19 protein-coding genes are annotated in these 17,387 nt (G+C 66.9%); 8 read left to right on the top strand and 11 right to left on the bottom strand.

Annotated features, from left to right (window positions below):
* From B4F19_RS02855 to B4F19_RS02825, 7 genes are all read right to left on the bottom strand, one after another.
* A partial coding sequence (locus tag B4F19_RS02855) for a PIN domain-containing protein (protein ID WP_292732727.1) occupies positions 1-414 on the bottom strand: 414 nt, incomplete at its 3' end.
* The gene (locus B4F19_RS02850; RefSeq protein WP_292728026.1) at positions 411-632 is read right to left on the bottom strand and encodes a type II toxin-antitoxin system VapB family antitoxin; all 222 of its coding nucleotides are present in this window, start codon (positions 630-632) and stop codon (positions 411-413) included. The genes B4F19_RS02855 and B4F19_RS02850, both read right to left, overlap by 4 nt.
* A gap of 46 nt (positions 633-678) precedes the next feature.
* Positions 679-1,623 (bottom strand): siderophore-interacting protein, encoded by a 945-nt coding sequence (locus B4F19_RS02845; protein WP_292732725.1) that lies wholly within the window; start codon positions 1,621-1,623, stop codon positions 679-681.
* On the bottom strand, positions 1,610-2,419 hold the full coding sequence (locus B4F19_RS02840; protein ID WP_228178675.1) for an ABC transporter ATP-binding protein: 810 nt from the start codon (positions 2,417-2,419) through the stop codon (positions 1,610-1,612). The genes B4F19_RS02845 and B4F19_RS02840 overlap by 14 nt, the downstream gene beginning before the upstream one ends.
* Before the next feature lie 74 nt (positions 2,420-2,493).
* Positions 2,494-3,564 (bottom strand): FecCD family ABC transporter permease, encoded by a 1,071-nt coding sequence (locus B4F19_RS02835; protein WP_228178541.1) that lies wholly within the window; start codon positions 3,562-3,564, stop codon positions 2,494-2,496.
* Positions 3,561-4,607, bottom strand: a complete 1,047-nt coding sequence (locus B4F19_RS02830) for a FecCD family ABC transporter permease (RefSeq protein ID WP_228178540.1) — start codon at positions 4,605-4,607, stop codon at positions 3,561-3,563. The genes B4F19_RS02835 and B4F19_RS02830 overlap by 4 nt, the downstream gene beginning before the upstream one ends.
* Positions 4,604-5,638 (bottom strand): iron-siderophore ABC transporter substrate-binding protein, encoded by a 1,035-nt coding sequence (locus tag B4F19_RS02825; protein WP_292732722.1) that lies wholly within the window; start codon positions 5,636-5,638, stop codon positions 4,604-4,606. Before B4F19_RS02825 ends, B4F19_RS02830 begins: the two co-directional genes overlap by 4 nt.
* Positions 5,639-5,825: 187 nt before the next feature.
* Between B4F19_RS02825 and B4F19_RS02820 the strand changes: the two genes are divergently transcribed.
* A complete protein-coding gene (locus B4F19_RS02820) occupies positions 5,826-6,884 on the top strand; it encodes an SDR family NAD(P)-dependent oxidoreductase (RefSeq protein ID WP_228178538.1) in 1,059 nt (352 codons plus the stop codon).
* Position 6,885: 1 nt separating this feature from the next.
* Here the strand turns inward: B4F19_RS02820 and B4F19_RS02815 are convergent, their stop codons facing one another.
* Positions 6,886-7,446 (bottom strand): TetR family transcriptional regulator, encoded by a 561-nt coding sequence (locus B4F19_RS02815; protein ID WP_292732720.1) that lies wholly within the window; start codon positions 7,444-7,446, stop codon positions 6,886-6,888.
* A 168-nt stretch (positions 7,447-7,614) separates the two neighbouring features.
* On the opposite strand from B4F19_RS02815, the gene B4F19_RS02810 reads away from it, so the two are divergent.
* The 6 genes from B4F19_RS02810 to B4F19_RS02785 all read left to right on the top strand — a co-directional run bounded on the left by B4F19_RS02810 (position 7,615) and on the right by B4F19_RS02785 (position 13,829).
* Positions 7,615-8,085 carry an Lrp/AsnC family transcriptional regulator gene (locus B4F19_RS02810; RefSeq protein WP_228178536.1) on the top strand — a complete coding sequence of 157 codons (471 nt, stop codon included), beginning with the start codon at positions 7,615-7,617 and terminating at the stop codon, positions 8,083-8,085.
* A 43-nt stretch (positions 8,086-8,128) separates the two neighbouring features.
* Complete coding sequence (locus B4F19_RS02805; protein WP_292732718.1) at positions 8,129-9,517, top strand: aspartate aminotransferase family protein; 1,389 nt, start codon at positions 8,129-8,131, stop codon at positions 9,515-9,517.
* 204 nt (positions 9,518-9,721) lie between these two features.
* Complete coding sequence (locus B4F19_RS02800; RefSeq protein WP_228178534.1) at positions 9,722-10,963, top strand: ABC transporter substrate-binding protein; 1,242 nt, start codon at positions 9,722-9,724, stop codon at positions 10,961-10,963.
* 6 nt (positions 10,964-10,969) lie between these two features.
* Positions 10,970-12,115, top strand: a complete 1,146-nt coding sequence (locus B4F19_RS02795) for an ABC transporter ATP-binding protein (RefSeq protein WP_292729179.1) — start codon at positions 10,970-10,972, stop codon at positions 12,113-12,115.
* Positions 12,116-12,117: 2 nt separating this feature from the next.
* The gene (locus B4F19_RS02790; protein WP_228178532.1) at positions 12,118-13,029 is read left to right on the top strand and encodes an ABC transporter permease; all 912 of its coding nucleotides are present in this window, start codon (positions 12,118-12,120) and stop codon (positions 13,027-13,029) included.
* A gap of 14 nt (positions 13,030-13,043) precedes the next feature.
* Positions 13,044-13,829 (top strand): ABC transporter permease, encoded by a 786-nt coding sequence (locus tag B4F19_RS02785; protein WP_228178531.1) that lies wholly within the window; start codon positions 13,044-13,046, stop codon positions 13,827-13,829.
* A 58-nt stretch (positions 13,830-13,887) separates the two neighbouring features.
* Here the strand turns inward: B4F19_RS02785 and B4F19_RS02780 are convergent, their stop codons facing one another.
* Entirely contained in the window at positions 13,888-14,343 is a 456-nt protein-coding gene (locus tag B4F19_RS02780; RefSeq protein WP_292732716.1) for an SRPBCC family protein, read from the bottom strand.
* Between the two features lie 167 nt (positions 14,344-14,510).
* Between B4F19_RS02780 and B4F19_RS02775 the strand changes: the two genes are divergently transcribed.
* Positions 14,511-15,482, top strand: coding sequence for a DNA topoisomerase IB (locus tag B4F19_RS02775; RefSeq protein ID WP_228178529.1), 972 nt, complete (start codon positions 14,511-14,513; stop codon positions 15,480-15,482).
* Positions 15,483-15,496: 14 nt separating this feature from the next.
* Here the strand turns inward: B4F19_RS02775 and B4F19_RS02770 are convergent, their stop codons facing one another.
* Both B4F19_RS02770 and B4F19_RS02765 read right to left on the bottom strand, forming a co-directional pair.
* The gene (locus B4F19_RS02770) at positions 15,497-16,351 is read right to left on the bottom strand and encodes an N-acyl homoserine lactonase family protein (protein WP_292732714.1); all 855 of its coding nucleotides are present in this window, start codon (positions 16,349-16,351) and stop codon (positions 15,497-15,499) included.
* A gap of 56 nt (positions 16,352-16,407) precedes the next feature.
* Positions 16,408-16,893 carry a hypothetical protein gene (locus B4F19_RS02765; RefSeq protein WP_292732712.1) on the bottom strand — a complete coding sequence of 162 codons (486 nt, stop codon included), beginning with the start codon at positions 16,891-16,893 and terminating at the stop codon, positions 16,408-16,410.
* Between the last annotated feature and the right edge of the window lie 494 nt (positions 16,894-17,387).

Raw genomic sequence — 17,387 nt, 5'->3', positions numbered from 1 at the left:
CGCACAGCGACCGGACCGAATGAAGGGGGTGGCCCAGCACCCCGGGTCTGCGACCGCGATGTAACCGAAGTCGCGGTCGGAGTTCAGAACGACGGCGTCATTGACGACCGCGTAGGCCGCGATGAGGCAATCCAACGCCGCAGCCGCGCGCACGAACCCCGAATCCCAGAGCGCCTGCTGAATGTCGAGCGCCTGACGCTCGTCGGGATGCTCCCACGCGGGCAAGAGTTGCGCCATGTCCGCGCGGAGTTCCTGGTGCTCCTGCGGAGTCCGTGCCGAATGGCAGTACTCGAGAACCTGAGGCGGGCAGGTAATGAGCAGGTGCGCGGGCGAGAGCTCCCGGAGCCTGGCCGCGATCACCTCACTCTTTGAGGCCTTCTGCCAGATGCTGTTGTCGACGAGGTACGTCGTCACTGGCCAGCAGTCGACGCCGCCGGCGGGATCGTCGGAGCATCGATTTGGTCGGGTTCGAAAGTGCGGGCAATGATTCGCTCGACAGCGGCAGGCTGACGACGAACGGCGATAAGAGTGCGCAGCGCGAGGTCGACCGTTTCGCGATTGGAGGTCGTGCCGGCGAGCTCCTTCGCCTGACGCAGCTCGTCCGGGTCGATATCGATTGACGTGACGGCCATGAACCCCTCCTCCGTGTTTGTATAGAGGAGTATATAGACTCCCGACTCAGCCGCGCATGGCGACGCCGCGGCGCCAGTAGCCCATGAACGCGACCTGCGCGCGATGGATGCCGAGATCCTTCACGAGGTGACGGCGCAGCGTCGTCACGACCGAGCTCTCCCCCGCGATCCAGAAGTAGCGATCGATCGCTTCGACCGCGTCATCCAGTTCCTCACCCGAGCCCGAGAAGACGGGGGTTTCCCAGAGAAGTTCCTCGGTCCCGTCATCCGTCACCGTCACCGTCGCCGTCGCGCCCAGGTGACCGAGCACGGTTGGGATGAGCCGCGACCCGTTCGCCGCGCCCTCCCGCGCGACCCAGCGCACCTCGACACCCTCGGGCGCGTCGATCGCGAGCGCGTCCTCGGCGTGGGGCACCTCGATCACAGCGAGGCCGGCAGCGTCGCGGTCGATGTCTTCGAGGATGCGGGCAATCGCCGGTGCCGCGGTCTCGTCGCCCGCGAGCAGAATCTCGCGCGCTTCGCCGGGCGCGTACTCGATGCCGCCGCCGTTCGGGCGGCCCCGGCGCGGTCCGATGATCAGCAGCTCATCGCCGACGGATGTCTGACTCGCCCATGCCGACGCGGGACCGGTGAACCCGGGCTCGAGGTGCAGCACGAAGTCTATGACGACAGCGGTGCCGCCCTCCTCAACGCGCAGCTCCCGAATCGAGTAGGTGCGCATCGAGCCGCGCTCCTCCTCGGGAACGGCGAGGAACGCCGCCCACCAGTCACCATCCGGGTGGTCAAGGTCGGGCAGCCGGCCCGAGCTCGGCGGGAAGATCAGCTTGATGCGCTGGTCGAGGATGCGCTCGGGGTCACCGAACTCGTCGAGGTCGGCACCGCCGAAGGTGATGCGCGCGAAGCTCGGCGAGAGCAGTTCGACCGAGCGCACGGCGGCGCGCGCCACGACGAAGGGTGACGCCTCGAGCGCGGTGGATTCAACGACGGACATGGTGCCTCCCCATGGGCAGAACAACGGGCGAACCTGAGACGGGATCGGGGATGACGCGGCTGTCCATCCCGAACACGTCGCGAACAAGGTCTTCGGTGACGACCGCGTCGGGCGCGCCGCAGGCGTGGACCTGGCCATCCTTCATCGCCACGAGCTCATCGGCATACCGCGCCGCAAGGTTCAGGTCATGCAGCACCATGACGATCGTCGTGCCCCGGCTGCGGTTCAGATCGGTGAGCAGATCGAGCACCTCGATCTGGTGGGCGACGTCGAGGAAGGTCGTCGGTTCATCCAGCAGCAGGATGCCGGTCTCTTGCGCGAGTGCCATGGCAATCCATACGCGTTGACGCTGCCCACCCGAGAGCTCATCGACCGAGCGGTCGGCAAGGTCTGCGATGTCGGTGGCCTCGAGCGACTCCGCGACGACCTGATAGTCCTTGGCGCTCCAGCGGGCGAGCATTCGCTGGTGCGGATGCCGCCCCCGGCCCACGAGGTCGGCAACCGCAATGCCCTCGGGCGCGATGGGGTTCTGCGGCAGCAGGCCGATCTCGCACGCGATCTGCTTCGTCGGGGTGCGGTGGATTTCGCGGCCATCGAGCACGACCCGCCCGGCCTGCGGCGGGAGCAGACGGGCGAACGCGCGCAGAAGCGTCGACTTTCCGCATCCGTTGGCCCCGACGATCGTCGTGATCGCGCCGGTGCGAATCTGCAGGTCGAGGTCACTGACGACCGCGCGGTCGCCGTACGCGAGCGCGAGGCCCTCGGCGGCGAGCCTGTGGCCGACCGAGCCCGGCACCGATGCCGGATCGAGCGACGCGGAGGCCGCAGGGGCAGCATCCGGCGCCAGGAGCGTGGTTCCAAGAGGCGGGTTCACAGGGATCCTCCCGACCGGTGCGTGCGCACCAACAGATAGACGAGGTAGGGCGCGCCGAGGATGCCGGTGATGACCCCGACCGGGTAGCGCGATTCGAAAGCCCACTGGCCGACGAGGTCGGCAACGAGCACCAGCAGCGCGCCGACAAGGCCCGCCGGCAGCAGCAGAGACGGCCCCGGGCCCAGCAGCCGCGCAGCGATCGGCCCAGCCATGAAGGCGACGAAGGCGATAGGGCCGGTCGCGGCGGTGGCGAAGGCAAGCAGGATGACGGCACCGAGAATGAACAAAACGCGGGTGGGCGAGACGCGCAGGCCGAGGGCCGCGGCAGAGTCATCGCCGAGGCGCAAAATGTCGAGATCACCGCTGCGGGCGAGCATGACCGGCACGACGAGCAGCATCACGATGACGAGCGGCACGAGCCGTTCCCAGGATGCGTTGTTCAGGCTCCCCGAGAGCCACTGCATCGCGGCCTGCAGGTCCCATTCGGCGGCGCCCGAGAGCAGATAGGCGATGAGGCTCTGGATCATCGCGGCAACACCGATGCCGATGAGGATGAGCCGGGCGCCGGCGAACCCGCCGCGGTTTGCCAGCAGGTAGATCGCGCCGGCGGTGACCACAGCGCCGATGAGGGCGACGACCGAGACAGCGATGTCGCTCAGCGAGAAGACGATGATGCCGGTCACCGCGGCAAGACTCGCGCCGGCGCTGATGCCGATGACATCCGGCGAGGCGAGCGGGTTTCGCAGCATCGTCTGGAACGTCACCCCCGCCATCCCGAACGCGAAGCCTGACAACAGGGCGAGCAGCGCGCGCGGCAGGCGCAGCTCACCGACGGTGAAGGATGCTCCGGGCACGGTTTCGCCGAGGATGACGCGCACGACGTCGACCGGCGTATAGAAGGTGTGCCCGACCATCGTGCTGATGGCGACGACGGCCAGGACGATCACGGCGAGGATCGCGGTGATCACGGTCCAACGGCGGCGGCGGATGCGGCGACCGCGAGCGATCGCGGCGGCGGTCGTCGAGACCGCGGCGGGGGTAGCCGTGGGGATAAGGGTGGCGGTCATAGCTCGCGCACCTTCTGACGGCGGACGATCCAAATGAACACCGGTGCTCCGATGAGGGCGGTCACGATGCCCACTTCGATCTCTTCGGGCTTGGCGACCAGGCGCCCGACGATGTCGGCGGCAAGCAGCAGCACGGCGCCGCCGATCGCCGACAGCGGCAGCAGCCAACGGTGGTCGGGTCCGACCAGCAGCCGCACGAGGTGCGGGATGACGAGACCGACGAACGCGATCGGGCCGGCGATCGCGGTTGCTGCGCCACACAGGATGACGGCACCTGCCGACGAGATCAGCCGCGTGCGCGACACGTGCTCGCCGAGTCCCGCTGCCAGGTCGTCGCCGAGCGCGAGCGAGTTCAGGCCGCGCGCTGTCGCGAACACGATCAGGGCACCGATCAGCAGCGCGGGCGCGACCACGGCGATGCGGTCCCATTCGGCGCCGCCGACGCCGCCGATCTGCCAGAACCGGAAGGTCGACATCACATCGATGCGCGGCAGCAAGATGGCGCTCACGAGTGAGGCGAGGGCAGCCGCGGTCGCGGCGCCTGCCAGCGCGAGCTTGAGCGGTGTCGCTCCCCCGCGCCCGAGCGAGCCCACGGCGTAGACGAAGATCGCCGCTGCGGCAGCGCCCAGGATCGCGAGGCCCATCTGGCCGTACGGGTCGACGATGCCGAAGAACGCGAGCCCGGCGACGACGGCCAGTGCCGCACCGCTCATGACCCCGAAGATGCCGGGGTCGGCCAGTGGATTGCGTGTGACTGCCTGCATGCTCGCGCCCGCGAGGGCGAGGGAGGCGCCGACGAGGATCGCGAGCACGGTGCGCGGCATCCGTTTGATGACCGCTGCTGACTCGATCGAGGAGGCGTTGCCGGAAAGGCCCGCAACGAGATCGGCGGGACTCACGTCGGCGACCCCGAAGGCGACGGATGCCACGGCGAGCACCACGAGGAGGGCGATGCTCGCGATCAGCCACGCGACGCGCACCGATACCGATCGTCGCAGCGAGGCGACGGCCGGTACCGGTGCGGGCGCGTGGAGGGTGGTCACTGCTGTGCAGAGACTCCGGAGGCGAGCAGAGCGAAGTAGTCGTCAACGCCCCAGCCGATCGACAGCGGCGACGGGTTCGCGGATGCCGCCAGCGGCGTGCTGTTCTCGAGCACGACGATCGAACCGTTCGCGATCGCCGGGATCTGCGAGAGCAGCGGATCAGCCTGCAGCTGCTCGACGATGTCGCTGCCGGGGTCGCCGTAGGTGACGAACACATCGACGTCCGCGAAGCGGTCTGCCTCTTCGGCGCTGACCGAGGTGTAGAACTCCTCGGTATTCGCCGACTCTTCGGCAACGATCTCGGGAACGGGGAACCCGATGCTCTCGAGGAAGCCGGGGCGCGTGTCGTGGCTCGTGTAGAAGCCGATCTGGCTGAAGTCAGACGGGTCGATGTAGCTGAAGAGGATGCGAGCGCCGTCGAGCTCGGGGTAGTTCTCGAGCGAGGTAGAGACCGTCTCGTGCAGTTCGTCGATCAGCTCATTGCCCTCGGCCGAGAGACCGAGCGCCGCGGAGTTCATGCGGATCATGTCTTCGTACGAGGTACCCCAGGCGACCTCGGGATAAGCGACGACGGGCGCGATCTTCGACAGGGTGTCGTAGTCCTCCTGTGTGAGCCCCGAGTACGCGGCAAGGATGACGTCAGGCTGCGTGTCTGCCACGGCCTCGAAGTCGATTCCGTCGGTCTCATCGAACAGAACGGGGGTTTCGGCGCCGAGTTCCTCGAGCTTGTCTTCGACCCAGGGCAGCACACCGTCGCCGTCGTCGTCACCCCAGGTCGCCTTGCTCATGCCGACCGGAACGACGCCCAGCGCCAGGGGTACCTCGTGGTTTGACCAGGCGACGGTCGCGACCCGCTCGGGCTTCTGCTCGATGACGGTCTCGCCGTAGGCGTGCTCGATCGTGACAGGGAAGGCACCGGTTTCGGTCGATTCGGTGTCGGTGGTCCCGCCATCCGTCGAGGACGAACACGCGGCAAGGGAACCGGTCAGGGCCACGGAGATGCCGAGGGCGATGAGACGGGAGGCGCGCACGGGCGCTCCTTTCGTGGGCTGCTGTGGATAGGCTTACCTTCGATTGGTAAGCCTCGCCTAACCTACCTTGCCTCCGAACCATCCTTCAATCTGAAGGTTCATCCAGCAGACTCTGTCAACTTTGTTGACTCGTTCTCTAGACTGGGATCACGCGGTCCCGAAACCGCGACTGACTCAAGGAGGAGACATGGCCAAAGACAAGGCACTCACCGCAAAATCATCGATCGGCGCGTGGTTGAAGCATCCGGTCGGCGGCCCGATCCTGCGCGACCTGCTCGCCCAGGGCGGCCAGAAAGAGTCGGCCCTGGCCCCCGTCAAGCTCTTCTCGCTCGAGCGAGTCGCCGCCATGAGCGGCGGGCAGATGTCGCAAGAGCTGATCGACGATATGGTTCGTCGCGCCAACGACCCGAGCGCATTGGCCGCTGCGCCTGCAGCTGACGACGATGGCGAGGATGACGAGGACGAGCCTCCCGCTCCCCCGATGGCGGCCCCGTGGGTCGAGCGCATCACGCCCGGCCGATTCGATGGCAAGACGGTCATCGTGACCGGCGCCGGTTCGGGAATCGGACGCGCGGTGGCTGCCCGTGTTGCAGCCGAAGGCGGGAAGGTCGTCGCTGTCGACATTTCGCAGGAGCGCCTCGATGCGGCGGTCGCCGAGATGCCCGGCGCTGTCGCGGTTGCCGGCGACATCACCTCGGAGGACTCGATCGCGAAGATCGTCGCGGCAGCCGACGGACGCGTCGACGGGCTTGCGAACGTCGCGGGAATCATGGATGACATGACGCCGCTGCACGAAGTGAGCGACGCCGTCTGGTCGCGCGTCATGGCTGTCAACGTCGAGGGGACCTTCCGACTCACTCGCGCGGTCCTCCCCCTCATGCTCGAGGCCGGCGGCGGATCGATCGTGAACGTGGCGTCCGAGGCGGGGCTTCGCGGCTCAGCTGCGGGCCTTGCCTACACGACCTCGAAGCACGCCGTCGTAGGCCTCACCAAAAGCACGTCGTTCATGTACGCGGCAAAGAATATTCGCGTGAACGCGGTCGCTCCGGGGCCGGTCGCTACCGGAATCGAGGCGTCGTTCGCCTCCGAACTCGGCCAGGAGCGCGTCGGGCTCGCGATGACGATCCTGCCGCCGATCGCCGAGGCAGCTCAGCTCGCGGCATCCATCACGTGGCTGCTGAGCGATGACGCGACAAACGTCTCGGGCGTCATCCTGCCGTCTGACGGCGGTTGGTCGGCGATCTGAGTCAGCCGGTGATCGCTGCCTGTAGCAGCGCGCCATAGCGACGGATGAGGGTCTCGCGCTCCAGTTGCGCGAGACCCTCATCGCGCACGATCCAGAGGCTGTAGAGCAGGCCGCCGACTACGGTGGCCGCCATCCTTGCGCGCGTGTCGGCGTCATCCGCGTTCACCGCTGATGCTGCGATTCGCGCACGGAACGGCCGCACAAACCCCTCCTCGTGGGCGGCACGCAGGTGCGTCCAGATACCCCCGGAGTCGCTGGCCCGCAGGAGCGCCAGGTAGATGCCCCGGATGTCGGCGTCGTCGTCGAGGATGAACGCGATGAACCGCTCACCGAGGGTCTCGAGCGGACCCTCGAAGGCAGTAGCCGCGACCTGCACCTCCATCGTCTCCATGAAGAGCTGTTCTTTCGAGCCGAAGTGGCGGATGACCAGTGCCGGGTCAACGGATGCCTCGCTTGCGATCTCGCGCACCGAGGTCCGCGCGTAGCCGTTCTCGGCGAATAGACGCTGCGCAGCCTCCCAGATCGCCCGCTTGGAGGCTGGCGCGTGTTCGGGCAGGCTCATCCCCCCATGGTCGCACGTCGCCCTCTCGCCAGGAGGAGGCCCACCTGCGAACCACACGGTTCTGATTTCCTCCGCGAAGACGCGTCGCATCTGCGGATTCCGCATATATCGCTGCAATGATCGACGCTTTCGGTTGTCTTCTGACAATTCCTCTGCGATGATCGTCGCGTGGCAGATCGCACTCCCCGGGTTCAGCAGCTCGACGACATCTCGCGCGCCATTATCGAGCACCTGCAAGCCGACGGCCGGCGCTCGTACGCCGACATCGGCAAGGCCGTGGGACTCTCCGAGACCGCGGTGCGCAACCGCGTACAGCGCCTCGTCGACGCGGGAGTCATGCAGATCGTCGCGGTCACCGACCCCCTGCAACTCGGCTTCGCGCGACAGGCAATGGTCGGCATCCGGACCTCGGGAGATTCGACGCGCATCGCCGCCGAGGTCTCGGCCCTCCCCGAAGTCACCTACGTGGTGCTCACCGCCGGCAGCTTCGATGTGCTCGCCGAGGTCGTGTGTGCTTCGGATGACGAGCTCATCGATCTGCTCAACAAGCGCGTCCGCGCCATCGACGGCGTCGTCGCCACCGAGTCTTTTGTCTACCTCCGCCTCGTGAAACAGCTCTACGACTGGGGCACGCAGTGATCGCACCCCGCGCCGCCGCTACCGCGCCCCGAAAGGACCCGTCATGAACTCCCCCGCCGATCTGCAGAAGAAGGCCCAAGACCACCTGTGGATGCACTTCACCCGCCAGTCGGTGCTCGACAGCTCCGGGGTGCCCGTCATCGTGCGCGGCGAAGGCCACCACATCTGGGATGACCGCGGCAAGCGCTACTTCGACGGCCTCTCCGGCCTGTTCGTCGTCAACGCGGGCCACGGCCGCAAGCGGCTCGCTCAGGCTGCTGCGAAGCAGGCCGAAGAGCTCGCGTTCTTCCCGCTGTGGTCGTACGCGCACCCGTCGGCGATCGAGCTGGCCGACCGCCTGGCCGACGAGGCACCCGGCGACCTGAACCGCGTGTTCTTCACGACCGGCGGCGGCGAGGCCGTCGAGACAGCCTTCAAGCTGGCTAAGCAGTTCTGGAAGCTGCAGGGCCAGCCCCTCAAGCACAAGGTCATCTCGCGCTCGATCGCCTACCACGGCACCCCGCAGGGGGCCCTGGCGATCACCGGCATCCCGGTCATGAAGGCTCCGTTCGAGCCCCTCGTCCCCGGCGCTTTCCGGGTGCCGAACACCAACGCGTACCGCGCCGAAGAGGCCGGGTTCGTCTGGGACGGCGAGGGCGACCGCCTCGAGGCTTTCGGGCGTTGGGCTGCTGACCGCATCGAAGAGATGATCCTGTTCGAAGGCCCCGAGACGGTTGCCGCGGTCTTCCTCGAGCCGGTGCAGAACTCGGGCGGATGCTTCCCCCCTCCCCCCGGCTACTTCCAGCGCGTCCGCGAGATCTGCGACCGCCACGACGTGCTGCTGGTCTCGGATGAGGTCATCTGCGCGTACGGCCGCATCGGCTACACCTTCGCCTGCAATGCGTACGACTACGTGCCCGACATCATCACCTCGGCCAAGGGCCTCACCAGCGGCTACTCGCCGCTGGGCGCAACCGTGATCTCGGACCGGATCTACGAGCCGTTCCGGCACGGGCACACCTCGTTCCTGCACGGTTACACCTTCGGCGGGCATCCGGTCTCGGCAGCCGTCGCGCTGGAGAACCTCGCGATCTTCGACGAGGAGGGCCTGAACGAGCGCGTCCGCGAGAACTCACCCCTGTTCCGGGCGTCGCTGGAGAAACTGCTGGACCTGCCGATCGTCGGGGACGTGCGCGGTGACGGCTACTTCTTCGGCATAGAGCTCGTGAAAGACAAGGCGACGCGCGAGACGTTCAACGACGACGAGTCCGAGCGGCTCCTGCGCGGATTCCTCTCGGGCGCACTCTATGACGCTGGCCTGTACTGCCGCGCCGATGATCGCGGCGACCCCGTCATCCAGCTCGCGCCGCCGCTCACGATCGGACCTTCAGAGTTCGACGAGCTCGAGCAGATCCTGCGCGACGTTCTCACGCGCGCCGCAAGCCTGCTGTAGCGGATTCGAAAGCTGCGGATTCCGGCCACGTCGGAATCCGCAGCTTTCGCACGTGAAACCGTCGCGCACGTTACTTGAAACGACAGATTCCTGTATCAAGTTTGTTTCGGACTGCGGATTGCGCTTGCCGCCTCGGGTGATGTCGTGACACGATCACTGACAATCCGTGCACAGCACGCATTCAGCTGATTGAGGTGACCGACTATGCCCGACCGTCCACTCCCCTCCGATCCGATGATCCGAGCGCTGATTTCGCAGGCCCGCGCAGCGCAGATCTCCCGTCGCGGCGTGCTCGCCGGCGCCGGTGCCCTCTCGCTCATGGGATTCCTCGCAGCCTGCACCGGCCGCGTCGGCGGTTCGGACTCCACGGGCGGCTCAGCGCTGACCGCCCCCGAGGACCTCTCGTCGAGCGTGAAGACCCTTACCTGGGCGAACTGGTCGTTCTACCTCGACGAGGATGACGACGGCAACCACCCGACGCTGCAGGCGTTCGAGGACCAGACCGGCATCACCGTCAACTACGACGTTGCGATCGACGACAACAACACCTACTTCGCGAAGGTCCGCGACCAGCTGGCGCTCGGCCAGGGCATCGGCGCCGATACGGTCTGCCTCACCGACTGGATGGCGAACATCTGGATCGCGTCCGGCTACACGCAGGCTTTCGACAAGGCGAAGATGCCCAACGTCTACGCGAACCTCAACCCGAGCCTGATGAACCCGAGCTTCGACCCCGGCCGCGCCAACTCGGTGCCCTGGCAGTCAGGCTTTGCGGGTCTCGCATGGAACACCGAGAAGCTCCCCAACGGCCTGGCATCCGTCGAAGACCTGTGGAACCCCGACCTGAAGGGTCGCGTCGGCGTGCTCAGCGAGATGCGCGACACCATCGGCCTCATCATGCTCAGCCAGGGCGTCGACATCTCGTCGGACTCGTGGGGCGACACCGAGTTCCAGAACGCGATCGACGTTTTCGCGCAGCAGGTCTCGGACGGCCAGATCCGCAACATCAAGGGCAACTCCTACGCCGACGACCTCATCAACGAAGACACACTCGCCGCGATCGTGTGGTCGGGCGACATCACCGCGATCAACGCGGAGGTCGGCTACGACAAGTTCGGGTTCGCCCTCCCCGACTCGGGCGGGACGCTCTGGAGCGACAACTTCATGATCCCGATCGGTTCGCAGCAGAAGACCAACGTCGAAACGTTGATCGACTACTACTACCAGCCCGAGGTCGCCGCCGAGGTCGCCGCCTGGGTGAACTACATCACCCCGGTCGTCGGAGCGCAGGAAGCGATGGCCGACATCGACCCCGAGATGGTCGATAACCAGCTCATCTTCCCTGACGAGGCGACGCTCGCGAACGCGTACATCTTCCGGGCGCTCAGCAACCAGGAGCAGGAGAAGTACAACGCCGAGTTCGAAGCCGTCGGACTCGGCGCCTGACCGGGCATGAGCACATCGACACCCGAGGCCGGCGCTGACCTCGAGCTTCGCGGCATCCGCAAGACCTTCCCGGGCTTCACCGCTCTGCACGATCTGGACCTGGTGATTCCGGCGGGTTCGTTCTTCGCCCTGCTCGGCCCGTCGGGCTGCGGCAAGACGACGACCCTGCGCATCGTCGCGGGGCTCGAGCGACCCACCGCGGGTTCGATCTCGATCGGCGGCAAAGACGTGACATCCGTGCCGCCGCACAAGCGGCCGGTGAACACGGTCTTCCAGAGCTACGCGCTCTTCCCCCACATGACGGTGCAAGAGAACGTCGAGTTCGGGCTGCGTCGGCGCAAGGTCACGGATGCTTCCAGCCGCGCTCTCGACGCCCTCAAGCTCGTCGAGCTCGACCACGTCGCGGGGCGCAAGCCCTCGCAGCTGTCGGGTGGTCAGCAGCAGCGTGTCGCGCTCGCGCGAGCCGTCGTCAACCGACCGGCGCTGCTGCTGCTGGATGAGCCCCTCGGCGCCCTCGACCTGAAGCTGCGTCGCCAGATGCAGTCCGAACTGAAGACGATTCAGGACGAGGTTGGGATCACGTTCCTGCACGTCACGCACGACCAGGAAGAGGCCATGACCATGGCCGACACCGTGGCCGTCATGAACCACGGGCGCATCGAGCAGATGGGTGCGCCGCAGGAACTGTACGAACTCCCGCGCACCGGGTTCGTCGCGAGCTTCCTCGGTCAGTCGAACCTGATCGCAGCGACCGTCGAATCGGCGGTCGGCGGCACCCTCGTGGCTCGCACGGCGGCCGGGGGCACACTCCGGATGCCGATCGATCGCGCCGTCTCGACATCCGGCGAGATCACCGTCGGTGTTCGCCCCGAGAAACTCATGCTCGCTGCCGAAGCGCCCACCACCGACGACAACGTCCTCGGCCCCGGTCGCATCACCGACCTCTCGTTCACCGGTGTGAGCACGCAATACACCGTCGAGATGCCGGGCATCGGACCCGTCGGGGTGTTCGAGCAGAACATGGTGTTCGGCTCGGTCTTCTCGGTCGGAAGCGAAGTCTGGGTGCGGTGGCGACCCGAGCACACCTTCGGGCTGGATGCCGACGCCCAGGCGGGGGCAGCCGAGGCCATCGCCGACAGCGAGGACTCCTAGCCATGGCGATGTCGGCGCTGGCTGTCGCCGATACGAAGAAGGCGTCGCCGCAGCGTCGCGCCAGCTGGGTGGCGTTCGCGCTGCTGCTGCCGGGGCTCGCCTACCTCGCGCTGTTTTTCGTCGTCCCGTTCGTGTCGCTGCTGATGACCTCGTTCGGCGTGAACGACACGTCGCAGTACGGCGCGTTCTACTACGCCTTCAACTGGCAGAACTACGTCGACGTGATCGCGGAGTACTGGCCCCAGTTCCTCCGCTCGTTCTGGTACGCGCTGCTGGCCACCCTCTTCGCGCTGCTGATCAGCTATCCGATCGCGTACTTCATCGGTGTGGTCCTGCGCGACAGACCACTCATCCGCAACCTGCTGCTGGTGCTGGTGATCGCGCCGTTCTTCATCTCGTTCCTGCTGCGGACCTTGGCGTGGAAGGCGCTGTTCGCCGACGAGGGACCCGTCGTCGGGTTCCTGCAGACGATCGGGCTCTTCGGGCCGCAAGATCACATCACGGGCACCGGATTCGCCGTCGTCTTCGGTCTGACCTACAACTTCATCCCGTTCATGACGCTGCCGCTGTTCGCCTCGCTTGACCGGCTCGACACCCGCCTGCTCGAGGCGAGCTCCGACCTGTACGCCACGCCGGGGCAGACGTTCTGGCGGGTCACGTTCCCGCTCTCGCTCCCGGGCGTCGTGTCGGGGACGCTGCTCACTTTCATCCCGGCATCCGGTGACTATGTGAACGCCAGCCAGGCGTTCCTCGGAAGCCCGTCGACGACGATGATCGGAAACGTCATCCAGTCGAAGTTCCTCATCACAGTGAATTACCCACAGGCGGCAGCCCTCAGCATCCTGCTGATGGCCGTCATCCTCATCATCGTCGGCAGCTACGTGCGGCGCACGGGAACGGATGACCTCCTGTGAAAACGCAATGGACCGTGCGGTCCCGAATCCTCGGCATCTACGTCATCGCCGCGTTCGTGGTGCTGCTCATCCCGATCGCTTACACGTTCCTGTTCTCGTTCAACGAGACGACCCGCACCAACATCACCTGGAACGGGTTCACGATCGAGAACTGGCTCACCGTTTGCGAACAGCCCGAAGTGTGTGTGGCGTTCGGCAACAGCATCCTCGTCGGCTTTGTCGCCACGATCATCGCCACGACCCTCGGCACGATGATCGCCCTGGCACTGGTGCGCTACCAGTTCAAGGCCCGCGGCTCGATCAGCCTGCTGCTGTTCCTGCCCATGGCAACCCCCGAGGTCGTCATCGGCGCCGGTCTTGCCGCCCAGTTCCTGACGATGGGCGTCGCGAAAGGCCTCGGCACGATCATCCTGGCCCACACGATGTTCTGCCTGAGCTTCGTCGTGGTGACGGTGCGGGCCCGAGCCCTCTCGCTCGACCCCTCGATCGAAGAGGCCGGACGAGACCTCTACGGCTCGCCGCGCCAGGTGTTCTGGCGCATCACGTTCCCGCTGCTGCTGCCGGGCATCATCGCGGCGGCGCTGCTGTCGTTCAGCCTCAGCTTCGACGACTTCATCATCACGTACTTCACGTCCGGCTCGGTGCAGACCTTCCCGGTCTACATCTACGTTGCGGCTCAGCGCGGCATCCCGCCGCAGGCCAACGTGATCGCGTCAGCGGTGTTCCTGCTCGCGATCATCGGCACGCTGGCGTACGGGATCGTGAACGCGCGCCGTGCGGCGGTTCGTCGGGGTCGCTGAGTGAAACACCGAAGCTCCCCGCACCCTACTGGGCGTGCGGGGAGCTTCGGTGGTGTCGTCAGTTGTGGACTTCGCCGCGCCAGCCGCCGGTCTCGCGGCCGCGGTCTTCGATGAACGACTTGAAGCGCTCCAGGTCCATGCGTGCTGCTGCCTCATCGAGGTTGAGTCCGGCGCCCGCCTTCTCGATGAAGGTCTCGGGCTCCCACTCCATGCGCAATTCAACGCGGGTGCAGTCATCGCTCACAGGTGTGAACGCGACGCGTCCGGTGTGAACCCGCTCCCCCGTGCTCGCCCACTCGATGTGGTCGTCGGGAACCTGGTCGACGATCTCGGCGTCGAACTCGCGCTCGACACCGCCGATGCTGACCGACCAGTGTGTGAGGTCGTCGGTGGTCTGGGTGATGGAGTTCACTGATCCCATGAACTCGGGGAACTCCTCGAACTGCGTCCACTGGTCGTAGACGGCGCGGATCGGTGCGTCCACCTCGATGTCTGCGGTCATCGTGCTTGTCATGACGGTCTCCTTCATGGTCACCGTGCTGCCGGTCGCCGGATCGGCGATCGGTCGACGGCGACGATACGGATGCCGACACGAGTCGCTGAGGGGGTTGACAGCATCCGCGCCGCGGTCAGAATCACCGAACCGCCCTCGCCCCCATCGCGGCGGCGTAGCGTGAACGCATGCCCCGCCTCCGTCGCAGTCGCACCACAGAACCCGGGTTGCGGCGCGTGCGTCGCGGACGGGGGTTCGCCTACCTCGACGAATCGGGTGCGGCGATCACCGACGAGGCCACCCGCGAGCGGATCTCGGACCTCGCGATTCCACCCGCGTGGAACGACGTTTGGATCTCACCGCATCCCCACGGGCACATCCAGGCAACAGGCGTCGACGACGCCGGCCGGCGCCAGTATCTGTATCACCAGGTGTGGCGCGAGCGTCAGGATCGAGTCAAGTTCGAACGGATGCTGGACCTCGCCGAGACGCTACCGGGGGCCCGGCGCACGGTGACGCTCGATCTGCGATCCGACGGGCTCGGGCGCTCCCGCGTCCTGGCGACGGCGTTCCGGATGCTCGACACCGGGAGCCTGCGGGTCGGGTCAGAACGCTACGCGGACGTGCACGGCAGCTATGGCCTGTGCACGCTGCTGTGCGCCCACGCGAGCGTGCACGACGGTGAGCGCGTCGAGCTGCGGTTTCCGGGCAAGAGCGGTCAGCCATGGGAATCGGAGCTGACCGACCCCGACCTCGCTGCGGTGGTGCGAGCCCTGAAACGCCGCGGCGGGCGGGCACGATTGCTGGCCTGGCGCGACGGCGACGGCGAGGTGCACCCGCTGCACCCCGAGGAAATCAATGCCGACATCCGCCGACGCACGGGCGGCGACTTCACCGCCAAGGACTTCCGGACCCTGCACGGCACCGCGGCTGCGGCGCTGAGCCTTGCGAAAGCGGGACCGGTGGAGTCGCCGTCGCGGCGGGCGCGCATGGTCGCCGCGGCGATGCGAGACGCCGCGTTCGTCCTCGGCAACACCCCGGCGATCGCTCGCAGCAGCTACGTGGATCCGCGGATCGTGGAGGCCTACGAGCACGGCACGACGATCGACCCGTCGCGTCCGGCATCCGTGGAGTCGGAGCTGCGCGCGATGCTTCGGTGACGGTGCGCGTGCTGTCAGGCGACGAGTTCGGCCGCCCGGGGATCGTGACCGGCGATCACCTGAAGGCCCGGTAGCCGCTCGCGCAAAGCTGCGAACTGCCGCAGTGTCTCGCGTTGCTGCTTTCTGTCGCCCACGTCCGGAACGACCGCCTTCTCGATGAGGCTCGGATCGTAGGTTGCATCGCCCACGAGCAGGAGCGCGTTTCGTCCGTTGCTGCGGCGGACGAGCAGGCTCATCGACCCGGCGGTGTGACCCGGGGTCGGCAGGAGCGTCAGTGCGCCGTCGCCGAAGATGTCGTACGCGCCGGCGAAGTCGACGAGCGCTGCATCCTCGGACGGCGCGAACGTGACGGGCCGCCACTGAACAGCCGCATCGAGCAAGTGCTCGGCCAAGACGCCGTGCATGTGTGGGGACTTGCCGGTGAGCACGGCATGCTCCTGTTCGCTGACGAGCACCGGGATGCCGGCCGCGGCGAGCTCACCGACGTTTCCTGCGTGGTCATAGTGCAAGTGGGACACTGCGGCGAGGGTAAGTCGCTCGATCGGCACGCCGGCGAGCTCGAGCTGCTCACCCAGTCCCTGGCCGGGTGTCAGGGTCGAATCAACCTGCCGCGCGTAGACCGCGCCGACGAAACCGCCCGGAAAGTACTCGCGCGGCGTGTCGGCTGACGCTGGCGCTTGCCCGGTGTCCCAGAGAACCCAGCCCTGTTCGTGTTCAATGAGAACGACATTGACCGGCAACGGATCCGTCCATCGCCGCGACGTGAAGGTCCACCACAGCATGGGGGTGCCATTGCCGACGATGTTGTGCCGCCGCAGCCGCACCTCGCCGATGCTCAGAACCGATACACGCCCGACGCCGCTAGTCATGTGGTTCAGTGTGCCAGGTCGCTGTTTCGCGCACGGGGCGACGAGGTTTCGGCGTGTCAGTCGGCGAGTGTGCGCTCACGCATGAGCCTGCCGACAACCGGGACGATGATCACGACCACCGCGACGATGATCGCCGTGATCCCGATCGGGACGTCGACGAGGTCACCGAGCAGACGGGCGACGGCGAGCCATCCGAGCCCCCACGCGATCGACAGGACGGGAGCGATACGCCACCCGCCCGACGCCGATATGCCGAGCGCGACAGCGGCAACGACAATGACAATGAGCACGATGACTCCGACGACGGATGCCGCGCTCTCCCAGTCGGCGGGGACGGTCGCCGTGAGCGCCGCGGCGATGTTCGCGACGGTAGCAAGGGCCACCCAGCCGAGGTGCAGGCCGGTGACGACGTCGATCAGGATGCCGTCGAGCCAGCCATCGGCCGGCTCCCGGGTGCGGACCGCTCGAAGGTAGGTGATGACGAGCGCTGCGAGGAGCAGGATGATGCAGACCACGGTCGCCCAGACCGAGAGGAACTGCACGCCCGTTGAGCACCATCGTGAGGGCGATGAGCCAGCCAAGGCTGCGCTGACGATCACGGGCGCGCTGCGACGGGAGCGCCTGCCAGACGACGTAGATCGCGAGGCCGAGATAAATCGGCGTCCAGATGGCGAAGGCCTCGGTAGCCGGCGTGAGGTAGGACGTGTCCGGCGAGAAGGACCCGCCCTGCGCATCCTGAATCGGCGTGCCGCCGAAGGCTCCGAGGCCGACGGCGTCGCCGATGATCATGAAGACGAAGGCCGCGATCACCAGGATCTGGCGGGTCACGTCGCTGCCGCGTGCTGATTCCGTCGCGCTCATGCCCCCCCGGTATTACGCACCTGCGGCCAGCGGGCCAGGTTCAGGCTGCGTTGGGGTAGAAGGTGGGGAGGTGTCGCTCGGGCTTCACGATGTACCGGCGCCCGTGTGGGGATACCCATTCCAGGGACCCGTCACCCAGGTGGGTGATCTGCCACCCGCCGTGATGCTTCACGGT

Source organism: Microbacterium sp. UBA1097, assembly GCF_002313585.1.
Lineage (GTDB): Bacteria > Actinomycetota > Actinomycetes > Actinomycetales > Microbacteriaceae > Microbacterium.
The sequence above is the reverse complement of the archived record's forward strand: the minus strand, read 5'-3'. Positions and strand labels throughout refer to the sequence as shown.

Excerpts from the sequence above, each read along its gene's own strand:
- B4F19_RS02850 (WP_292728026.1), bottom strand. The coding sequence starts at position 632 with ATGGCCGTCACGTCAATCGATATCGACCCGGACGAGCTGCGTCAGGCG.
- B4F19_RS02845 (WP_292732725.1), bottom strand. The coding sequence starts at position 1,623 with ATGTCCGTCGTTGAATCCACCGCGCTCGAGGCGTCACCCTTCGTCGTG.
- B4F19_RS02835 (WP_228178541.1), bottom strand. The coding sequence starts at position 3,564 with ATGACCGCCACCCTTATCCCCACGGCTACCCCCGCCGCGGTCTCGACG.
- B4F19_RS02820 (WP_228178538.1), top strand. The coding sequence starts at position 5,826 with ATGGCCAAAGACAAGGCACTCACCGCAAAATCATCGATCGGCGCGTGG.
- B4F19_RS02815 (WP_292732720.1), bottom strand. The coding sequence starts at position 7,446 with ATGAGCCTGCCCGAACACGCGCCAGCCTCCAAGCGGGCGATCTGGGAG.
- B4F19_RS02805 (WP_292732718.1), top strand. The coding sequence starts at position 8,129 with ATGAACTCCCCCGCCGATCTGCAGAAGAAGGCCCAAGACCACCTGTGG.
- B4F19_RS02800 (WP_228178534.1), top strand. The coding sequence starts at position 9,722 with ATGCCCGACCGTCCACTCCCCTCCGATCCGATGATCCGAGCGCTGATT.
- B4F19_RS02795 (WP_292729179.1), top strand. The coding sequence starts at position 10,970 with ATGAGCACATCGACACCCGAGGCCGGCGCTGACCTCGAGCTTCGCGGC.
- B4F19_RS02790 (WP_228178532.1), top strand. The coding sequence starts at position 12,118 with ATGGCGATGTCGGCGCTGGCTGTCGCCGATACGAAGAAGGCGTCGCCG.
- B4F19_RS02780 (WP_292732716.1), bottom strand. The coding sequence starts at position 14,343 with ATGACAAGCACGATGACCGCAGACATCGAGGTGGACGCACCGATCCGC.
- B4F19_RS02775 (WP_228178529.1), top strand. The coding sequence starts at position 14,511 with ATGCCCCGCCTCCGTCGCAGTCGCACCACAGAACCCGGGTTGCGGCGC.
- B4F19_RS02770 (WP_292732714.1), bottom strand. The coding sequence starts at position 16,351 with ATGACTAGCGGCGTCGGGCGTGTATCGGTTCTGAGCATCGGCGAGGTG.